Here is a 15,634-nt window from a genome sequence, read left to right on the forward strand (position 1 = left end):
AGCAACGCGAAATTAGTATTAACGCTTTAAATTGGCAATTCATTCATGTTTGACTAACCTGCTGTTGCTATTTTTTGGAAAAATCAACACTCAGGGTTGAAGTAAAGCGGGTAACTAACTTTTCATACAATGCTCTATTGATGGTACTCGAAATAATAATCATGTTATTGCTACCGGTACGTGTGGTTTGTCCGAAATCGCTTGCAGTTAGTCCGGTTACCAGTGCATTAAGCTGTACGGTAACTTTAGCCACATAAGTTCCGGCAGTAACTTCCACTCTCTTTGCTTCAAGTTTAACTACCTGCGCCTGGTTCATTTCGAACCTTACCGGAATTTTTGTTCCCGAAGCTTCTATGTATGTGCCTGTTAACAGCAAGGGCGGGTTGGTTAACGAACTGGCTAAGGTTAGGTTAAACTGGTTGTTCTCGTACACACCAGATGCCAAAGCAACAGTGCCTGATAAAGAATCGGGTTTTAACGCGTTAACCAGGTAAAGATTTTTAGTTTCGAGATTGATTGCCCCACTGCCTGATTTGATGGCACTGAATTCGATTTTAGCTACGTTAACACTTGCAGTTGACCAGTTTATGCTTCCATTGGTTCCTGGAGCAACCACAGCACCACTGGCGCTTGCATTACTGCTTAACGAAGCATTTAAATTGCTGGCGCTAAAGCTATAACTCAATTTGGTATCGGTTGCGGTTTCTTTTTTGGTACAAGCCATAAAAAGCACGACCACTAGCATTGCACAGGTAATTTGGTAAAGTTTTTTCATTTTGTTTGATTTTAAGGATATCAGATTTGGTTAGTGATTGATCCTAAATATAAGTTTCAATTCTGTAGCAATTCTGAAGTTGGGTATACCTGGGCTATTGCCCTTGTTCGTAATGAATACACACAGGATTTGCACTAAATTGTTGGTTTATTAATGATTTTGTTGTAAAGTTGAAGCAGTGCGAAGAAAATATTAATTTGGCCTATCATAATGCGGAACGGGATATCATTAATATCAGAAGGTTAACAGGTCTCCAGTATTTTACCGATGATGGGAAGGCAGTTTCAGCAACGGCAGAGAAGAAGAAAGCCTGAATATAAAAATCTTATCCGGTGTTTTGCCTGATTGAAAACCTGATGTTTAACTTTCGGGTTTAAATGGTTACTTTAAAAGCACAAAAAAAGATACAAAATGAAAATTCTGGTTATTGAAGATGAACCCGCTTTGCTGGAAAGTATTTTGGCCTATTTTACCGGAGAAGGTAATATTTGCGAGCATGCTTCGGATTTTGCTGCTGCCAATGAAAAAATATCACTTTACAGTTACGATTGTATTCTTTTGGATTTGGGCCTGCCGGGTGGGGAGGGGCTGGAGCTTTTAACCAGGCTTAAACAGCTGAAAAAAAGAGATGGTGTACTGATTATTTCTGCACGCCACTCTTTGGATGATAAACTTGCAGGCCTTGATCTGGGTGCCGACGATTATCTGGTGAAGCCGTTCCACTTATCAGAACTGAAGGCCAGGGTGAGTGCGATTGTCCGCAGGAAGAATTTTGACGGTGATAATGTTATTATGTTCCACGAGATAACCGTTGATGTTTCGGCCATGAAAATCAGGGTTAAGGGTAATCCGGTTAGCCTTACTAAAAAGGAGTTTGATCTGCTTGTATATTTTCTCTCCAACCGGAATAAAGTGGTAACCAAAAATGCCATGGCCGAGCACCTGTGGGGCGATGAAATGGACCTGCTGGATGATTTCGACTTTATTTATACCCATGTTAAAAATCTCCGTAAAAAACTGCTCGAAGCCGGGGCAGCAGATTACCTTCGGTCTGTTTATGGGATAGGCTATAAATTTGGCGATTTATGAAACTCTCCAACCGTTATAATAGAGCCAATATTTTAACCTCTATCGTTGTATTGATCATTACCGGGATCATTTACTATGTAGTCATCCATTTTATCCTGACCGAAAAATTAGACCGCGATTTAGCTGTTGAAGAAAATGAAATTACCCAGTATGTAAATACTTTTCACAAGCTCCCATTGCCTGCAAGTTATCTCGATCAGCAGGTATCATATAAAACGTTGAGTGGTGCTATTCCTGAAAGGCAATTTCTGAACACCATTTATGTTAACCCGAAAGAAGGTGAAAACGAACCGGGCAGAAGCCTCATTACCATTGTGCATGTAGACGGTAAAACAATAAAGGTAACCATAACCAAATCGAGGGTAGAATCAGAAAACCTGATTCGTATCATTCTTTTAATAACACTGGGAATCACAGTTGTTTTACTTTTAGCCCTATTGCTCATTAACCGGTTTGTGTTGAGCAGGCTTTGGCGCCCCTTTTATTCTATTTTAAACCGGATGAAGGCTTTCGAAGTAACCCGGATGGATACCATTGAGCAGGAACCAACCAAAATTGATGAATTTAATGAGCTAAATAAATCGGTAAATGCCATGGCCGAAAGGGTGAGGCAGGATTATAAAGAACTTAAAAGTTTTACCGATAATGCCTCACACGAAATGATGACACCTTTGGCAGTAATCAATTCCAAATTGGATTCTTTGCTGCAAACCGAGTCGTTTACCGAGCAGCAGGGTGCGTTATTGGAAGATATCTATCATGCCACAGCCAGGCTATCAAGATTGCATCAATCGTTACTGCTGCTGGCCAAAATCGAAAACAACCTGATCCCTGACCCTCAAGCTATCGATCTTAACGAAATGGTACAAGCAAAAATCCGCCAGTTTCAGGAATTATTGGCCAAAAGCAAACTGATTCTGAATGAAGAGCTTGCCCCGGCAGAGGTTAAAATGAGCCGTTACCTGGCAGATATTTTATTGAACAATCTTTTTAGTAACGCGGTACGGCATAATATAACCGGCGGGCACATCTTGGTTAAATTAGATCGGCACAGTTTAACCATTTCTAATTCGGGTAAAGTTAGCCAGTTGAAAACCAAAATCTTCGATCGATTCTCTAAAGCAGCAGATTCTGAGGGTATGGGACTTGGCCTGGCCATAACAAAACAGATTTGTAACCTTTATGGCTTTCGCATCGATTACCACGAGGAAAATGGATGGCATGTTTTTGCAGTCTATTTTGGGGATTAACCTGCATTTTTTGCAGATCATTATACAGAACCCGTTCTCATCATCTTTTTAGTTATACTGAAAGGAAGTAGGTAAGATAAAAACGAATGCAGGCCTGCAGAGAGGAATACTTTCTGCGTTGATCATTGCTATCAACAGAAAAAAACTAAATATTTGCATGATAGCCAACTACAGAATTTCTTCATAATTCACTTCTAGTTTTGATTAAAATTTGAAAGATGAAAAGATTTTTGTGGATGCTGTTGATGCTGTTGAGTTATGTAAATCAAACTTACGCCATAACTGCTATCGATTCCATCCAAGGTAGAGATTCTGTTAAAAATGTTCCTGCAGATTCGTCAGGAAGGTGGTACACCGGTAATCCGGTTCCAAAAAAACGGTTTCAGGTAACGGCATTTATTGCGCCTGTGGTATTAATGGGCTATGGTTTTGCGGCAGTTTATGATCATGGGGCTTTAAAACAACTCGATGTAAGTACCAGGGCCGAGTTACAGGAAGATCATCCATTATTTGCGGCTCATGTTGATGATTATATTCAGTTTGCACCTGCTGCTGCGGTTTATGCACTTAATTTATCGGGTATAAAAGGTAAACACAATTTATTTGATGCCTCTATGTTATACGTAACTTCTGCAGCTATTATGGGCGCTTCTACCCATTTTGTGAAACAGGACGTTGGCAGGATGCGCCCTAATGGAAATGGCGAGAATTCTTTTCCTTCGGGGCATACCGCATCTGCATTTATGGCTGCTGAGTTTTTACACCAGGAATATAAAGATGTAAACCCATGGATTGGTTATGCAGGCTATTTCGTTGCTACGGCAACAGGGACGCTTAGGATGTACAACAACAAGCACTGGTTTAGCGATGTTGTGGCAGGGGCGGGTTTCGGGATTGCTTCCACAAAAATATCCTACCTGGTATATCCTTATATTAAAAGTCTTTTCACCGCGAAAAAAGAAGGGAATTTTACATTTATGCCTTTCCGCCAACAAGGTTGTACGGGTTTAATGCTTTCGGGCAGATTTTAATAGGGTTAAAATATTTTCAGTCGAAATCATCCATAAAATGAATATAAAGTTAAGGTGCCTGTTTCTGTACTTAGCTGCTTTTTGGACGGTAGGGGCAGGAGCCCAACCCCCTTCAAAAAGCCTCGATTATTATTTAAAGCAGGCTGAATTTACAAGCCCTGTGCTTAAGGATTTTCAAAACCAGCAACGTTCTGCAGGAATAGACAGTTTAATTGTTCGGGCTACTGCAAAACCACAGGTTACGGCCAGCTCTGCAGGGATGTATGCGCCCGTTGTTAGTGGTTATGGCTACGATGAAGTGCTCACCAACGGACAGGCGCTGGAAGCACTGCTTAATGTGAATTACGACCTGCTGAACAGGAAACGCATCAATAACCAGCTGGAAGGCATAAAAATTCAAAGCGATTCTATTAAATATGCCAGGCAATTATCATGGTATGATCTGCAGAGATCTGTTTCCGATCAATATATTTCAGCCTATGCCAGCCAGGAACAGGTAGGCTTTAACCGCGAAGTGGTTACCCTGCTCGAACAGGAAGAAACCTTGCTTAAAAAATTAACAAGAAGCAATATTTACAAACAATCGGAGTATCTAACCTTTTTGGTTACCTTACAACAACAGCAATTGGTACTAAAGCAGGCCGAACTGCAATTTAAAAATGATTATGCCATATTAAACTACCTGGTTGGTATTTCCGATACCACAAAGGTGAGCTTAGCCGATCCGAAATTATATCTTACCGTTACCGCAACCGGGCCAGGTTTTTTCAGTAAACGGTTTGACCTTGACAGTTTAAAAAACATCAACCAAAAAAAAGCGGTCGATTTTAACTATAAACCTAAACTTGGGGTATATGCAAATGGGGGCTATAATTCTTCATTTGTTTTGCAGCCTTACAAAAATTTTGGTACAAGTATCGGTTTCACATTTTCCGTTCCGATTTACGATGGGCACCAGAAAAAAATGCAGTACAATAAGTTTAGTCTTTCTTCTGAAACGCTATCCGGCTACCGCAGTTTTTTTGTCCGACAACAGCAACAACAGCTAAACCTCATCCGTCAGCAGTTAAACCAGACTGAGGCACTTTTCCCAAAAATTAATGAGCAGATCCGTTTCAGTAAGGGCTTAATTGAGGCAGACAGTAAATTGATGCATACTGGCGATTTGAAAGTGGCCGATTTTGTTATTGCCATCAACAATTACCTGGCGGCTCAAAATTTACTGCGCCAAACCAGCATTAACCGTTTAAAACTGATCAACCAATTTAATTACTGGAACCGATAACCATGAAAAACTATTTAAAATTAATGTGCGGTGCGATTATGCTGTTTGTTTTTTCAGCGTGCAATCATGCTGCCCAAACAGAAGCGATAGATGAACCTTCGCCGGTTACGCCGGTTCAGGTAACTACCGTGCGAGACAGCGCTCTTTCAGAATTTTTAGAGTTTTCGGCAGTTTCGGCCTATCTGGAGAAAAGTTTTGTAAAGGCAAATATCAACGGTTATGTAGAAAATGTACAGGCAGTACTGGGTAAGCAGGTAGGCAGCCATCAATTGTTATTTAGTTTAATCACCAAAGAAGCAAAATCGATCGGCAACAGTGTAAATAAGCTCGATGCGGGCTTTAAATTTTCGGGTATATCCAATATCAGGGCCGATCAGGCCGGAACAATTATCCAGGTAAATCACCAAAAAGGAGATTATGTACAGGATGGAGAAGCTTTAGCCACCATTAGCAACCGCAACAGCCTGGTTTTTCTTCTCGATTTGCCTTACGAGTATAATCAGCTGATTGATCAGAACAGAAAGGTAGATATCCTTTTGCCAGATGGGACTAAAATGGCCGGAACAGTTTCGGGAACAATGCCTTCTGTTGATTCTTCGGCGCAAACCCAGCGTTACATCCTAAAAATCGGGGCAGCTAAAGATATTCCCGAAGGTTTAATTGCGAAAGTTAGGTTAACCAAAGTTCATCATACTAAGGCACAGGTAGTGCCAAAATCGGCGGTATTGGCTAACGAAACAGAGGATGAGTTTTGGGTAATGAAACTGATTAACGATTCCACCGCAGTAAGGATAAATGTGAAAAAAGGCATTGAAAACGAAAATACAATTGAAGTGCTCGATCCTAAATTTTCGAAAACCGATAGGATCATTACAAGTGGAAATTACGGAATCGCTGATACCGCCAAGGTCAAAATCCAGAAATAGCCATGAATAAGTTTTTCATTTCACATAAAAACCCTATCCTGGCAGTGCTGCTCATCATTATGGTGGGTGGGATTTACTCCTTTAATCAGTTAAAAACAGGGCTTTTCCCCGAAATTACCTTCCCCAAGATCAAGATTATTGCCGATGCAGAGCTACAGCCGGTTGATAAGATGGTGGTTACGATAACCCGCCCCCTGGAAAATGCGGTAAAACAGGTGCCCGATCTTCAGCTGGTTAGGAGTACCACCAGTAGGGGCAGTTGCGAGCTTTCAGCGTTTATGAACCCAGGTGCCGACATCGATCTGAGTCAGCAACGGATAGAATCGCAGATCGCCAAGATCAGTGCCTCATTGCCGGCCGGCGTTAACATTTCGGTAGAGAAGATGAATCCGTCTATCCTCCCGGTAAGCGGATATAGCCTGGAAAGCCACAATTATTCGTCGGTTGAACTGAAAAAAATTGCTACCTATACCGTAAAACCCTTTCTTTCGCAGGTTGATGGTGTTTCAGAGATCCGTGTAATAGGCGGCAAGAGTAAAGAATACTGGCTGCAGCTCGATGTACAGAAAATGCAGGCACTCGGTATTTCACCCGATCAGATCAGCAATGCCCTTGCCCAAACCAATTTTATAAGATCTAACGGTTACCTTACCGACCACAATTACCTCTACCTGTCTGTAACCGATGCTACCGTAAAAAACAAAAGCGACCTGGAAAACCTGGTGTTGAGCCGGAAAGGCGACAGGATGATTAAGGTAATGGATATTGCTAAAGTAGATATCCGGCAGAGTGTAGAATATACCCGTATCAATGCCAATGGTAAAGATGGGATACTGATTGCCGTAATCAAACAACCCAATGCCAACCTGGTCGATCTCTCTGATGAGCTGTTTACCAAAGTGCAACAGTTAAAACACATCCTGCCGGCTGGCGTAAGCCTAAAGCCTTATTATATACAGGCCGATTTTGTAAACGAATCGATAAAAAGTGTACGCGATAGTTTATTAATCGGTTTGGCATTGGCCATTTTGGTGGCCATTATTTTTTTAAGATCTTTCAAGGCAAGCGCTACCATTTTAATTACCATACCGGTTACCCTCTGTTTAACCATGATTGTACTCTATTTTATTGGCTATTCGCTTAATATTATGACACTTGGCGCCATTGCGGCTGCCATAGGTTTAATTATTGATGATGCCATAGTGGTAGTAGAGCAGATTCACCGCGCACAGGAAGAACACCCCGAAGAACTTACCATGCGGCTGCTGAGCAAAGCCGTTGGTTATCTTTTTCCGGCTATGCTGGGTTCTTCAATTAGTACCATCGTGATTTTTGTCCCCTTTGTACTGATGACCGGTGTTGTGGGTTCTTATTTTCAGGTCATGACCAATACGATGATGATTACCCTGGTCTGCTCTTTTTTTGTTACCTGGATTGGTCTACCCGTCATTTATCTTTTATTTACCCGCAAAGGAAGCAGTCATGCAGCTGCAGGCAAAAGGGTAGAAGTACATGAGGTTAAATCGCAAAATTGGGTCCGTTATTTTATACAACGACCTTATATCTCGATTAGCTTTATGTTAGGACTGATCGCAGCGATTATACTTATTTTTCCGCGTTTGGAGACAGGTTTCCTGCCTGAAATGGACGAAGGCAGTATTGTAATGGATTATGCCTCGCCCCCGGGCACTTCACTCGAAGAAACAGACAGGATGCTGAGGCAAGTAGAAAAGGAAATGATTAAAATTCCTGATGTTCAGGCATATTCGCGAAGAACAGGAACGCAAATGGGCTTTTTTATAACTGAACCCAATACCGGCGATTACCTGATCCAATTGAAACACAACAGAACAAAAAGTACCGGTGAGGTAATTTCGGAGATACGTAAGCATATCGAACATACACAACCTGCATTGGTAATCGATTTTGGACAGGTAATTGGCGATATGCTGGGCGATTTAATGAGCTCTACCCAACCTGTTGAGGTTAAAATTTTTGGTAACGACCAGGAGAAGCTGCAGGCTTTGGCTAAAAAGGTAGCCAACCTGGTTTCGCATGTAAACGGTACAGCCGATGTATTTGATGGCATCGTACGCTCAGGGCCAACAGTAACCGTTCGACCTGATTTTACCATGCTGGCACAGTATGGGGTTAGTCCTGCATCCTTTCAATCCCAGCTCCAAACTGCTATGCAGGGCACCGTAATTGGCAATTTATATGATAAACAACAGCTTTCACCCATCCGCATGGTTTATCCGGGCAGTACGACTTTTAGTGTGGCCGATATCAGCAAGCTTAAAATTTTCCTGCCCAATGGTACAGCGGTACCCATTCAACAGTTAGCCAGGGTTGACCTTAAAGCAGGAATTGCCGAAGTTGCCAGGGAGAACCTGCAAACTATTGGGGTAGTTACGGCAAGACTCGACAACCGGGATCTTGGCAGTGTGATGAAAGATATTCAGCAAAGCATAAATACCCAGATAAACCTGCCGTCAGGTTATCATATCGCATATGGTGGTGCATATAAAGAACAGCAACAATCGTTTTCCGAACTGCTCACCATCCTCATGGCCTCCAGTTTGCTGGTGTTTAGTGTGATTTTGTTTCTGTTTAAGGATTTTAGAATCGCCTTTCTCATTTTATTGATCTCCGTATTGGGCCTTGCCGGAAGTTATTTAGCCCTGTTTTTTACCCATACACCGCTCAATGTTGGCAGTTATACGGGCTTGATTATGATCGTGGGCATTATTGGCGAAAATGCGGTATTTACCTTTCTACAGTTTAAAGAATCGCTTGCCAGGCAAAGCGTTGATGATGCCATTACTTTTGCCATCTCCACCCGGTTGCGGCCCAAATTAATGACGGCCTTAGGGGCCATTATCGCCTTAATGCCTTTGGCCCTAGGTGTAGGGGCAGGTGCACAACTGCATCAACCTTTGGCCATTGCTGTTATTGGTGGTTTTATAGTGGCTCTACCGCTTTTGCTCATCGCTTTACCAAGCCTGATCAAGCAGATTTATAAGCATTGGACTGAAACTTAGAGCCTGTTTAAATTCAATAAATAATGACGATATCAGTCTGAGGGATAGGTATTTTAAAAAATCAATATGATTGACAGCCCTCTCCCAATTCGTCATTTCGAGCGGAGTACAACGCAGTAGAGAACTACGGAATGCTCAGCGAAGCTAAATCTGTTTCTATAGATGTCTCCATTTCGCTACTGATGAAAAATCGTCACGTTCCAGTCGAAATGACGATTCTTCTATAGGATCTGTTAATGGTAGCTTGTCGAATAGCGCTATTTTTAACAAAGATAATCGACAAGCTCAGTATGACAGAATAAGTGGTTTTCTTTTTCCCTGCAAAGATGAAGTCTGCCGAACAGCCGGTTAAAGATTTTTACTCTAAAATCGGAATTGAAAGAAGCGACACTTTAGATCGTATTTATCCATCATCCATTCACCCTCTTACATCATCCATTCACTCTCTTACATCATTCATTCTCCATCATCCATTTTCCATTTTTACTTCTATTGTGTTGCACAATAAAATTCTGTTACCTTGGAACAGTCTAAAACCTGCCGTTATTTTTTATTTCGGGTTAAAATATGGTGGTTTTAGATTAAAATACGGTTACAATTATATAACGATTGTACATACATTTAAAAAACGTTATTTAGACGTTTATTAAAAGATCATTATCTTTTAAGCAAGAATAAGGATAACCAACCACTAACCAGATATAACTAATATGAACAGAAGTCTAATCCGCTATAGGCAAGTAGGCCTATTTAAAAACTTTTTCAAAGTCAGCATTACCATTTTTTCAGATAACAGATACGTTTAACCGGAAACAGTTAAAGGCTTTGCCTTATTCCGTATTGGCTTACTTATTTTTATAAACGTCTTTTTAACGTTTATAATTCATCCCGAAAAGGAAGTGGCATTGCTATGCCTGTTAAATCCACCTAAAAACCATTAAAACAATTAATATTATGAGTAGTAATCAAGGTTTAAATCCAAAAATTCGTAATCTGCCTGATGTGCTGAGTGGTATGCTCAAAATGGTGATACCAGCAGTTGTGACAAGGCCGCAAAAAATGAGGAAAGTTAAAACTGGTTTTAACAGTGAGGGGATGGCAAAATACATGATGCTTGTCCTTATCTTTTTAAGTATTAATGCAATGGCCCAAAATCAAATCGTGGTGAAAGGGATTGTCAGGGACTCAACGAGCGGGCTCCCCGGTGCGGTAATTAAGGTTGCCGGCGCAGCGAATCAGGGGGTGGCTACCGATAATTTTGGCCGGTTCGAAATCAGGGCCACAAAATCGGCCACACTCTCCATTACCTGTGTGGGATTCAAGTCAAAGCAAATTTCACTTGCCTCGCAATCGGTTGGTGCTGGCAATGTGATCACTTTGGATATCAGGCTAGAAAACGCAACAACAGAGTTACAGGAAGTTGCAGTAACGGGATTTGGTAATACCCAGAAAAAAGCGAGTCTGGTTAGTTCGATCACTACTGTAAATGTAAAGGATTTAAAAACCCCTTCATCGAACCTGACCAATGCGCTTGCCGGGCGTATTGCCGGAATAATTGCATTTCAGAGCAGTGGCGAACCAGGAAGGGGCACGGATAACTCAACTTTCTATATCCGTGGTTTATCTACGTTTGGCGCTGGTAAAAGAGACCCGCTCATTTTGATTGACGGGGTAGAATCGACACCTACCGATATGGCACGCCTGCAACCAGATGATATCTCAGATTTTTCTGTCCTGAAAGATGCTGCGGCCTCTTCGGTTTATGGTGCAAGGGGGGCAAACGGGGTTGTGCTCATTAATACCAAAATGGGGATGAATGGAAAGCCTCAGTTTAATTTCAGGGTAGAAAACAGGATATCAAAAAATACAAGGGATTATGAGTTTGCTGATAATATTACCTATATGAGAATGGCCAATGAGGCTTCCATAACACGTACGCCAAATGGCATTGAACCTTACTCACAAAATAAAATCAACAGCACTGCAGCTGGCGAAGATCCATACCTGTACCCGAATAATAACTGGTTAGACCAGCTTATCAAAAAACAAACGATTAACCAGGGTTACAACCTGAATATAGCTGGCGGCTCTAACCGTGCCAGGTATTATGTAGCAGGTACCTTAAACCGGGATAACGGTAACTTAAAAGTGAACCCGATTAATAATTTTAATAATAATATCCGGTTAACTAATTATTCTATCCGGTCAAATATAGACTTCGATCTCACCAAGTCGACAGTATTGATTATCCGTATGTATGGCCAGTTTGATGACTACCAGGGCCCAATCGGTGGCGGTGAGCAAACTTTCAGGAATGCATTAAACGCAAACCCGGTAATGTTCCCGGCTGTGTATCCATCAAACAAATTGCCTTTCATTGAGCATCCGCTTTTCGGTTCAGCACAGACACGAAATACCGACTTGAGTTTAAGTTCTACCTTATATACAAATCCTTATGCGGAGTTGGTTAAAGGATATCAGGTGTATAAGAGCTCTAATCTGCAGCCTCAACTGGAGTTGAAACAAGACCTGTCTGACCTGACAAAGGGCTTAAGCGCACGTGCAATGGGGTATTTGCGCAGAACTTCCTATTACCGGATAAATAGAAATTATAACCCGTTTTTTTATTCTGCTGTGATCAATCCTCAGGATCAATCCTATAATTTAACCGCATTAAATGATGGCGGACAAAATTCAATAGGTACGGTTGGAACAGAGGTGCTGAATTTTACCAGGGATGCAAAGGATATAGATTCCAGGTTGTGGTTGGAAGGTTCAGTGAATTACAACAGAACTTTTAAGGATAAACATGCCGTTGGAGGTATGCTTGTTTCTTATCTTTCAGATTATGAAAATGCCAATGTAGATGAGCTGATCCAGTCTTTACCTTCAAGAAATGCAGGTATTTCAGGAAGGTTCTCTTATGGGTATGACGACAGATACCTTGCCGAATTTAATTTCGGTTACAATGGATCAGAGCGTTTCGATACCCGTAACCGTTGGGGTTTCTTTCCGTCAATCGGTGTTGGCTACAGAATTTCGAATGAAAAGTTTTTCGAGCCGCTGAGAGGTGTCATCTCTAACCTTAAATTCAGGGCTACTTATGGCGTTGCCGGAAATGATGCCATTGGAAATGTAGGAGACCGTTTCTTTTATATGTCGCGGGTAAGTTTAAACGACAATAGTTATGGGTCCTCTTTTGGCAGAAATGACGGAGCCCCGATCTATACCCGTCCCGGAGTTTCCATATCCAGGTATGCAAATGCTGATATTTCATGGGAAAGATCTACCCAGTTAAACATTGGAATGGATTTGACCGTGGGAAAAGGTGTTGATGTAGTGGTAGATGTTTTCAAGCAAAAACGAACCAACATTTTGCAGCCTGTTGCAAATATTGATAATGCAGCAGGTTTAATGGCAACAACTTTTTCCAACTTCGGAGATGGTACATCCAAAGGTGTTGATATGTCGGGTAGCTACAGGGCAAATATTTCGCGCGATTTTTCAATCAATGCCAGGGGTACTTTTACCTATGCTACAACCAAAATCGGTAAAATTGATGAATTACCTTACCCCGCCTCATTATCCTATCTCTCCAGAAAAGGAACAGCGTTTAATCAGGCTTATGGTTATATTGCCGAACGGTTGTTTATTGATGACGAAGAAGTTGCCAATTCACCCGTTCAGTTCGGCGATCGTGGCCTCAGGGCTGGAGATATCAAATATAGGGATATAAATGGCGACGGGGTGATCAATACAGATGATCAGGTTCCGATAGGTTACCCTACAGAACCCGAAATTACCTATGGCTTCGGATCAAGTTTCAGGTATAAGAAATTTGATTTCAGTTTTTATTTTCAGGGATCTGCCCGTTTTTCCTTCTTCATTAACTCAACACAAATCCAGCCATTTTATCAGAATGGAGGTTACCAGACGGGTTTGTTAAAGGCCATTTCGGAGAATTACTGGACGGAAACAAATCCTAATCTTTATGCCTTTTGGCCAAGACTGAGCACCTGGAGGGTACCGAACAATAACATGACATCAACCTGGTGGATGAGGAATGGTAATTTCCTGCGATTAAAAAATGTAGAATTTGGCTATTCCTCTGATATTAAAAAACTTAATCTCAGAAATGTGCGCCTTTACTTATCGGCAACCAACCTTTTCATATTGAGTAAGTTCAAGATGTGGGATGCCGAAATGCGTGGCAATGGAATGAACTATCCGCTACAATCGCTTTATAACCTTGGCTTACAGGTAAGTTTATAACCTAATACCTATCAGAAATGAAAAAGAAAAAAATAATTGCATTAGCTGTCGTTTTCACAGCGTTTTGCAGCATAACATCCTGTAAAAAGTACCTGGACATTGTTCCTGACAATGTTGCCGTGATCGAAAATGCATTCAAACTTCGCATCGAAGCTGAAAAATACCTTTTTACCTGTTATTCTTACTTACCTAAAAATGGCGATGGCTGGTTCAATGCCGGAATGATGTCGGGCGATGAAATCTGGTTGCCCCAGACAGACAAGGCCCATTGGCATCCGGCTTTTCAGATTGCCCAGGGGGAGCAGAACAGAAGCAGGCCCTTATTTAACGAATGGGGTGGGGATTTAAAAGGGGGCGACGGAAGATATAATTATCTCATGATGTTCAGGGCCATTCGCCATTGTAATATCTTTCTTCAAAATATCAAAGACCCAACAAAGGCACCCGATCTTGGAATAGCAGAGCGGGAAAGATGGATCGGAGAAGTAGAGTTTTTGAAAGCCTATTACCACTATTACCTGATGAGGATGTACGGACCTATACCACTCATTGATGTAAATGCACCCGAATCTTCAGATCCTGAAGGACTTTATTATAAACGTGCCCCTATCGATGAGACGGTAAATTATCTCTCAACACTTCTGGATGCGGCGACTGAAAAGCTGCCCCAACGGATTTCCGATGAGAATAAAGAACTGGGAAGAATAACCAAACCAATTGCGCTTGCTGTCAAGGCAAAACTCCTTTTAATGGCTGCGAGTCCGCTATTTAATGGCAATCCGGATTATGCAGGCTTTAGGGATAAGGAGAATACCACACTTTTTAACCCGGTATTTGATCTGAAAAAATGGGAAAAGGCAAGAGATGCGGCCAAAGCGGCAATAGCATCTGCAGAGCTAAATGGCAGTGCCCTTTATACCTATACCAATGATTCATATGGCTTAAATGCAGAAACAAAAACCCAATTGAATATCCGCAATGCGGTAACCACCAGGTGGAGTACAGAGCATGTTTGGGCCCTGTCAAACAGTTATTTTGTGAATGAGGCCCTTTGTATGCCACCGATGGCTGGCATCGCAAACGTAGACAGGTTCCAGTTACAGGGCGTTTGGGGAGCTCCGTTAAAAATTGCAAAAATGTTCTATACCAAAAACGGTGTGCCCATTGATGAAGATAAAACACTTGATTTTGCCAATTATATGCAAACCAGGGTAGCCACTACCTCGGAGCGTTTTACGATTGAACCCGGATTTGCAACAGCTAGGCTTAATTATGACCGTGAACCAAGGTTTTATGCTGATCTGGGCTTCGATGGAAGTAAATGGTATATGAAAGATGCCACGAGCACCAGCAGCGATATAAACCCGGTATACGTTCAATCGAAAAATGCAGAGCGATCTGGATTTGGCCATTTTACCAATTGGAACGAAACCGGTTATTTTATCAAAAAACTCGTTCATTGGGAGTCAACTACAAATACCAACAATGCCCCAACCTGGAAAACCTATCCTTGGCCGGAAATAAGACTGGCTGACCTCTATTTGATGTATGCTGAAGCTTTAAATGAAGTAGAGCCCGGTTCCGCTACTGCAATCAGTTATGTGGATCGGGTGAGAACCAGGGCAGGACTAAAAGGTGTTGTAGAATCATGGACAACTTATTCCAAGAATCCATCTAAATATACCAGCCAAAATGGACTCCGCGAAATTATCCGCAGGGAGCGCCTGATCGAACTTGCATTCGAAGGTCAACGTTTCTGGGATCTCCGCAGGTGGAAACTGGCCGCCGAGGAGCTTAATAAGGATATTACGGGACTAAGTGTTTTGGGCAAGACAACTGAGAGTTACAACATCGAACGAACCATCTTCAACCAAACATTTATAGCGCCAAGGGATTATTTGTGGCCGATTGGAGACAATGAAATCAGAAAGAATCCAAAACTGGTGGAAAACCCGGGATGGTAGT

General features: G+C 41.8%; 9 protein-coding genes. 8 read left to right on the plus strand and 1 reads right to left on the minus strand.

Features of this window, described 5'->3' with window-relative positions:
- Positions 1-67: 67 nt before the first annotated feature.
- The gene (locus tag GGQ60_RS01985; RefSeq protein ID WP_183759720.1) at positions 68-775 is read right to left on the minus strand and encodes a hypothetical protein; all 708 of its coding nucleotides are present in this window, start codon (positions 773-775) and stop codon (positions 68-70) included.
- A gap of 411 nt (positions 776-1,186) precedes the next feature.
- On the opposite strand from GGQ60_RS01985, the gene GGQ60_RS01990 reads away from it, so the two are divergent.
- The 8 genes from GGQ60_RS01990 to GGQ60_RS02025 all read left to right on the plus strand — a co-directional run bounded on the left by GGQ60_RS01990 (position 1,187) and on the right by GGQ60_RS02025 (position 15,633).
- Positions 1,187-1,864 (plus strand): response regulator transcription factor, encoded by a 678-nt coding sequence (locus tag GGQ60_RS01990; protein ID WP_183759721.1) that lies wholly within the window; start codon positions 1,187-1,189, stop codon positions 1,862-1,864.
- Positions 1,861-3,114 (plus strand): sensor histidine kinase, encoded by a 1,254-nt coding sequence (locus GGQ60_RS01995; protein ID WP_183759722.1) that lies wholly within the window; start codon positions 1,861-1,863, stop codon positions 3,112-3,114. Before GGQ60_RS01990 ends, GGQ60_RS01995 begins: the two co-directional genes overlap by 4 nt.
- A gap of 218 nt (positions 3,115-3,332) precedes the next feature.
- Positions 3,333-4,145 (plus strand): phosphatase PAP2 family protein, encoded by an 813-nt coding sequence (locus tag GGQ60_RS02000; RefSeq protein WP_183759723.1) that lies wholly within the window; start codon positions 3,333-3,335, stop codon positions 4,143-4,145.
- A gap of 37 nt (positions 4,146-4,182) precedes the next feature.
- Positions 4,183-5,430: a TolC family protein gene (locus GGQ60_RS02005; protein WP_183759724.1), complete on the plus strand. Its 1,248-nt coding sequence runs from the start codon at positions 4,183-4,185 to the stop codon at positions 5,428-5,430.
- Positions 5,431-5,432: 2 nt separating this feature from the next.
- Complete coding sequence (locus tag GGQ60_RS02010) at positions 5,433-6,356, plus strand: efflux RND transporter periplasmic adaptor subunit (protein ID WP_183759725.1); 924 nt, start codon at positions 5,433-5,435, stop codon at positions 6,354-6,356.
- A 2-nt stretch (positions 6,357-6,358) separates the two neighbouring features.
- Complete coding sequence (locus tag GGQ60_RS02015) at positions 6,359-9,397, plus strand: efflux RND transporter permease subunit (RefSeq protein WP_183759726.1); 3,039 nt, start codon at positions 6,359-6,361, stop codon at positions 9,395-9,397.
- A gap of 954 nt (positions 9,398-10,351) precedes the next feature.
- A complete protein-coding gene (locus GGQ60_RS02020) occupies positions 10,352-13,669 on the plus strand; it encodes a SusC/RagA family TonB-linked outer membrane protein (RefSeq protein WP_221235855.1) in 3,318 nt (1,105 codons plus the stop codon).
- A gap of 17 nt (positions 13,670-13,686) precedes the next feature.
- Positions 13,687-15,633, plus strand: coding sequence for a RagB/SusD family nutrient uptake outer membrane protein (locus GGQ60_RS02025; protein ID WP_183759727.1), 1,947 nt, complete (start codon positions 13,687-13,689; stop codon positions 15,631-15,633).
- Position 15,634: the final 1 nt, after the last annotated feature.

The organism is Pedobacter zeae (genome assembly GCF_014196715.1).
In the GTDB taxonomy this organism is placed as follows: Bacteria; Bacteroidota; Bacteroidia; order Sphingobacteriales; family Sphingobacteriaceae; genus Pedobacter; species Pedobacter zeae.

Excerpts from the sequence above, each read along its gene's own strand:
- GGQ60_RS01985 (WP_183759720.1), bottom strand. The coding sequence starts at position 775 with ATGAAAAAACTTTACCAAATTACCTGTGCAATGCTAGTGGTCGTGCTT.
- GGQ60_RS01990 (WP_183759721.1), top strand. The coding sequence starts at position 1,187 with ATGAAAATTCTGGTTATTGAAGATGAACCCGCTTTGCTGGAAAGTATT.
- GGQ60_RS01995 (WP_183759722.1), top strand. The coding sequence starts at position 1,861 with ATGAAACTCTCCAACCGTTATAATAGAGCCAATATTTTAACCTCTATC.
- GGQ60_RS02000 (WP_183759723.1), top strand. The coding sequence starts at position 3,333 with ATGAAAAGATTTTTGTGGATGCTGTTGATGCTGTTGAGTTATGTAAAT.
- GGQ60_RS02005 (WP_183759724.1), top strand. The coding sequence starts at position 4,183 with ATGAATATAAAGTTAAGGTGCCTGTTTCTGTACTTAGCTGCTTTTTGG.
- GGQ60_RS02010 (WP_183759725.1), top strand. The coding sequence starts at position 5,433 with ATGAAAAACTATTTAAAATTAATGTGCGGTGCGATTATGCTGTTTGTT.
- GGQ60_RS02015 (WP_183759726.1), top strand. The coding sequence starts at position 6,359 with ATGAATAAGTTTTTCATTTCACATAAAAACCCTATCCTGGCAGTGCTG.
- GGQ60_RS02020 (WP_221235855.1), top strand. The coding sequence starts at position 10,352 with ATGAGTAGTAATCAAGGTTTAAATCCAAAAATTCGTAATCTGCCTGAT.
- GGQ60_RS02025 (WP_183759727.1), top strand. The coding sequence starts at position 13,687 with ATGAAAAAGAAAAAAATAATTGCATTAGCTGTCGTTTTCACAGCGTTT.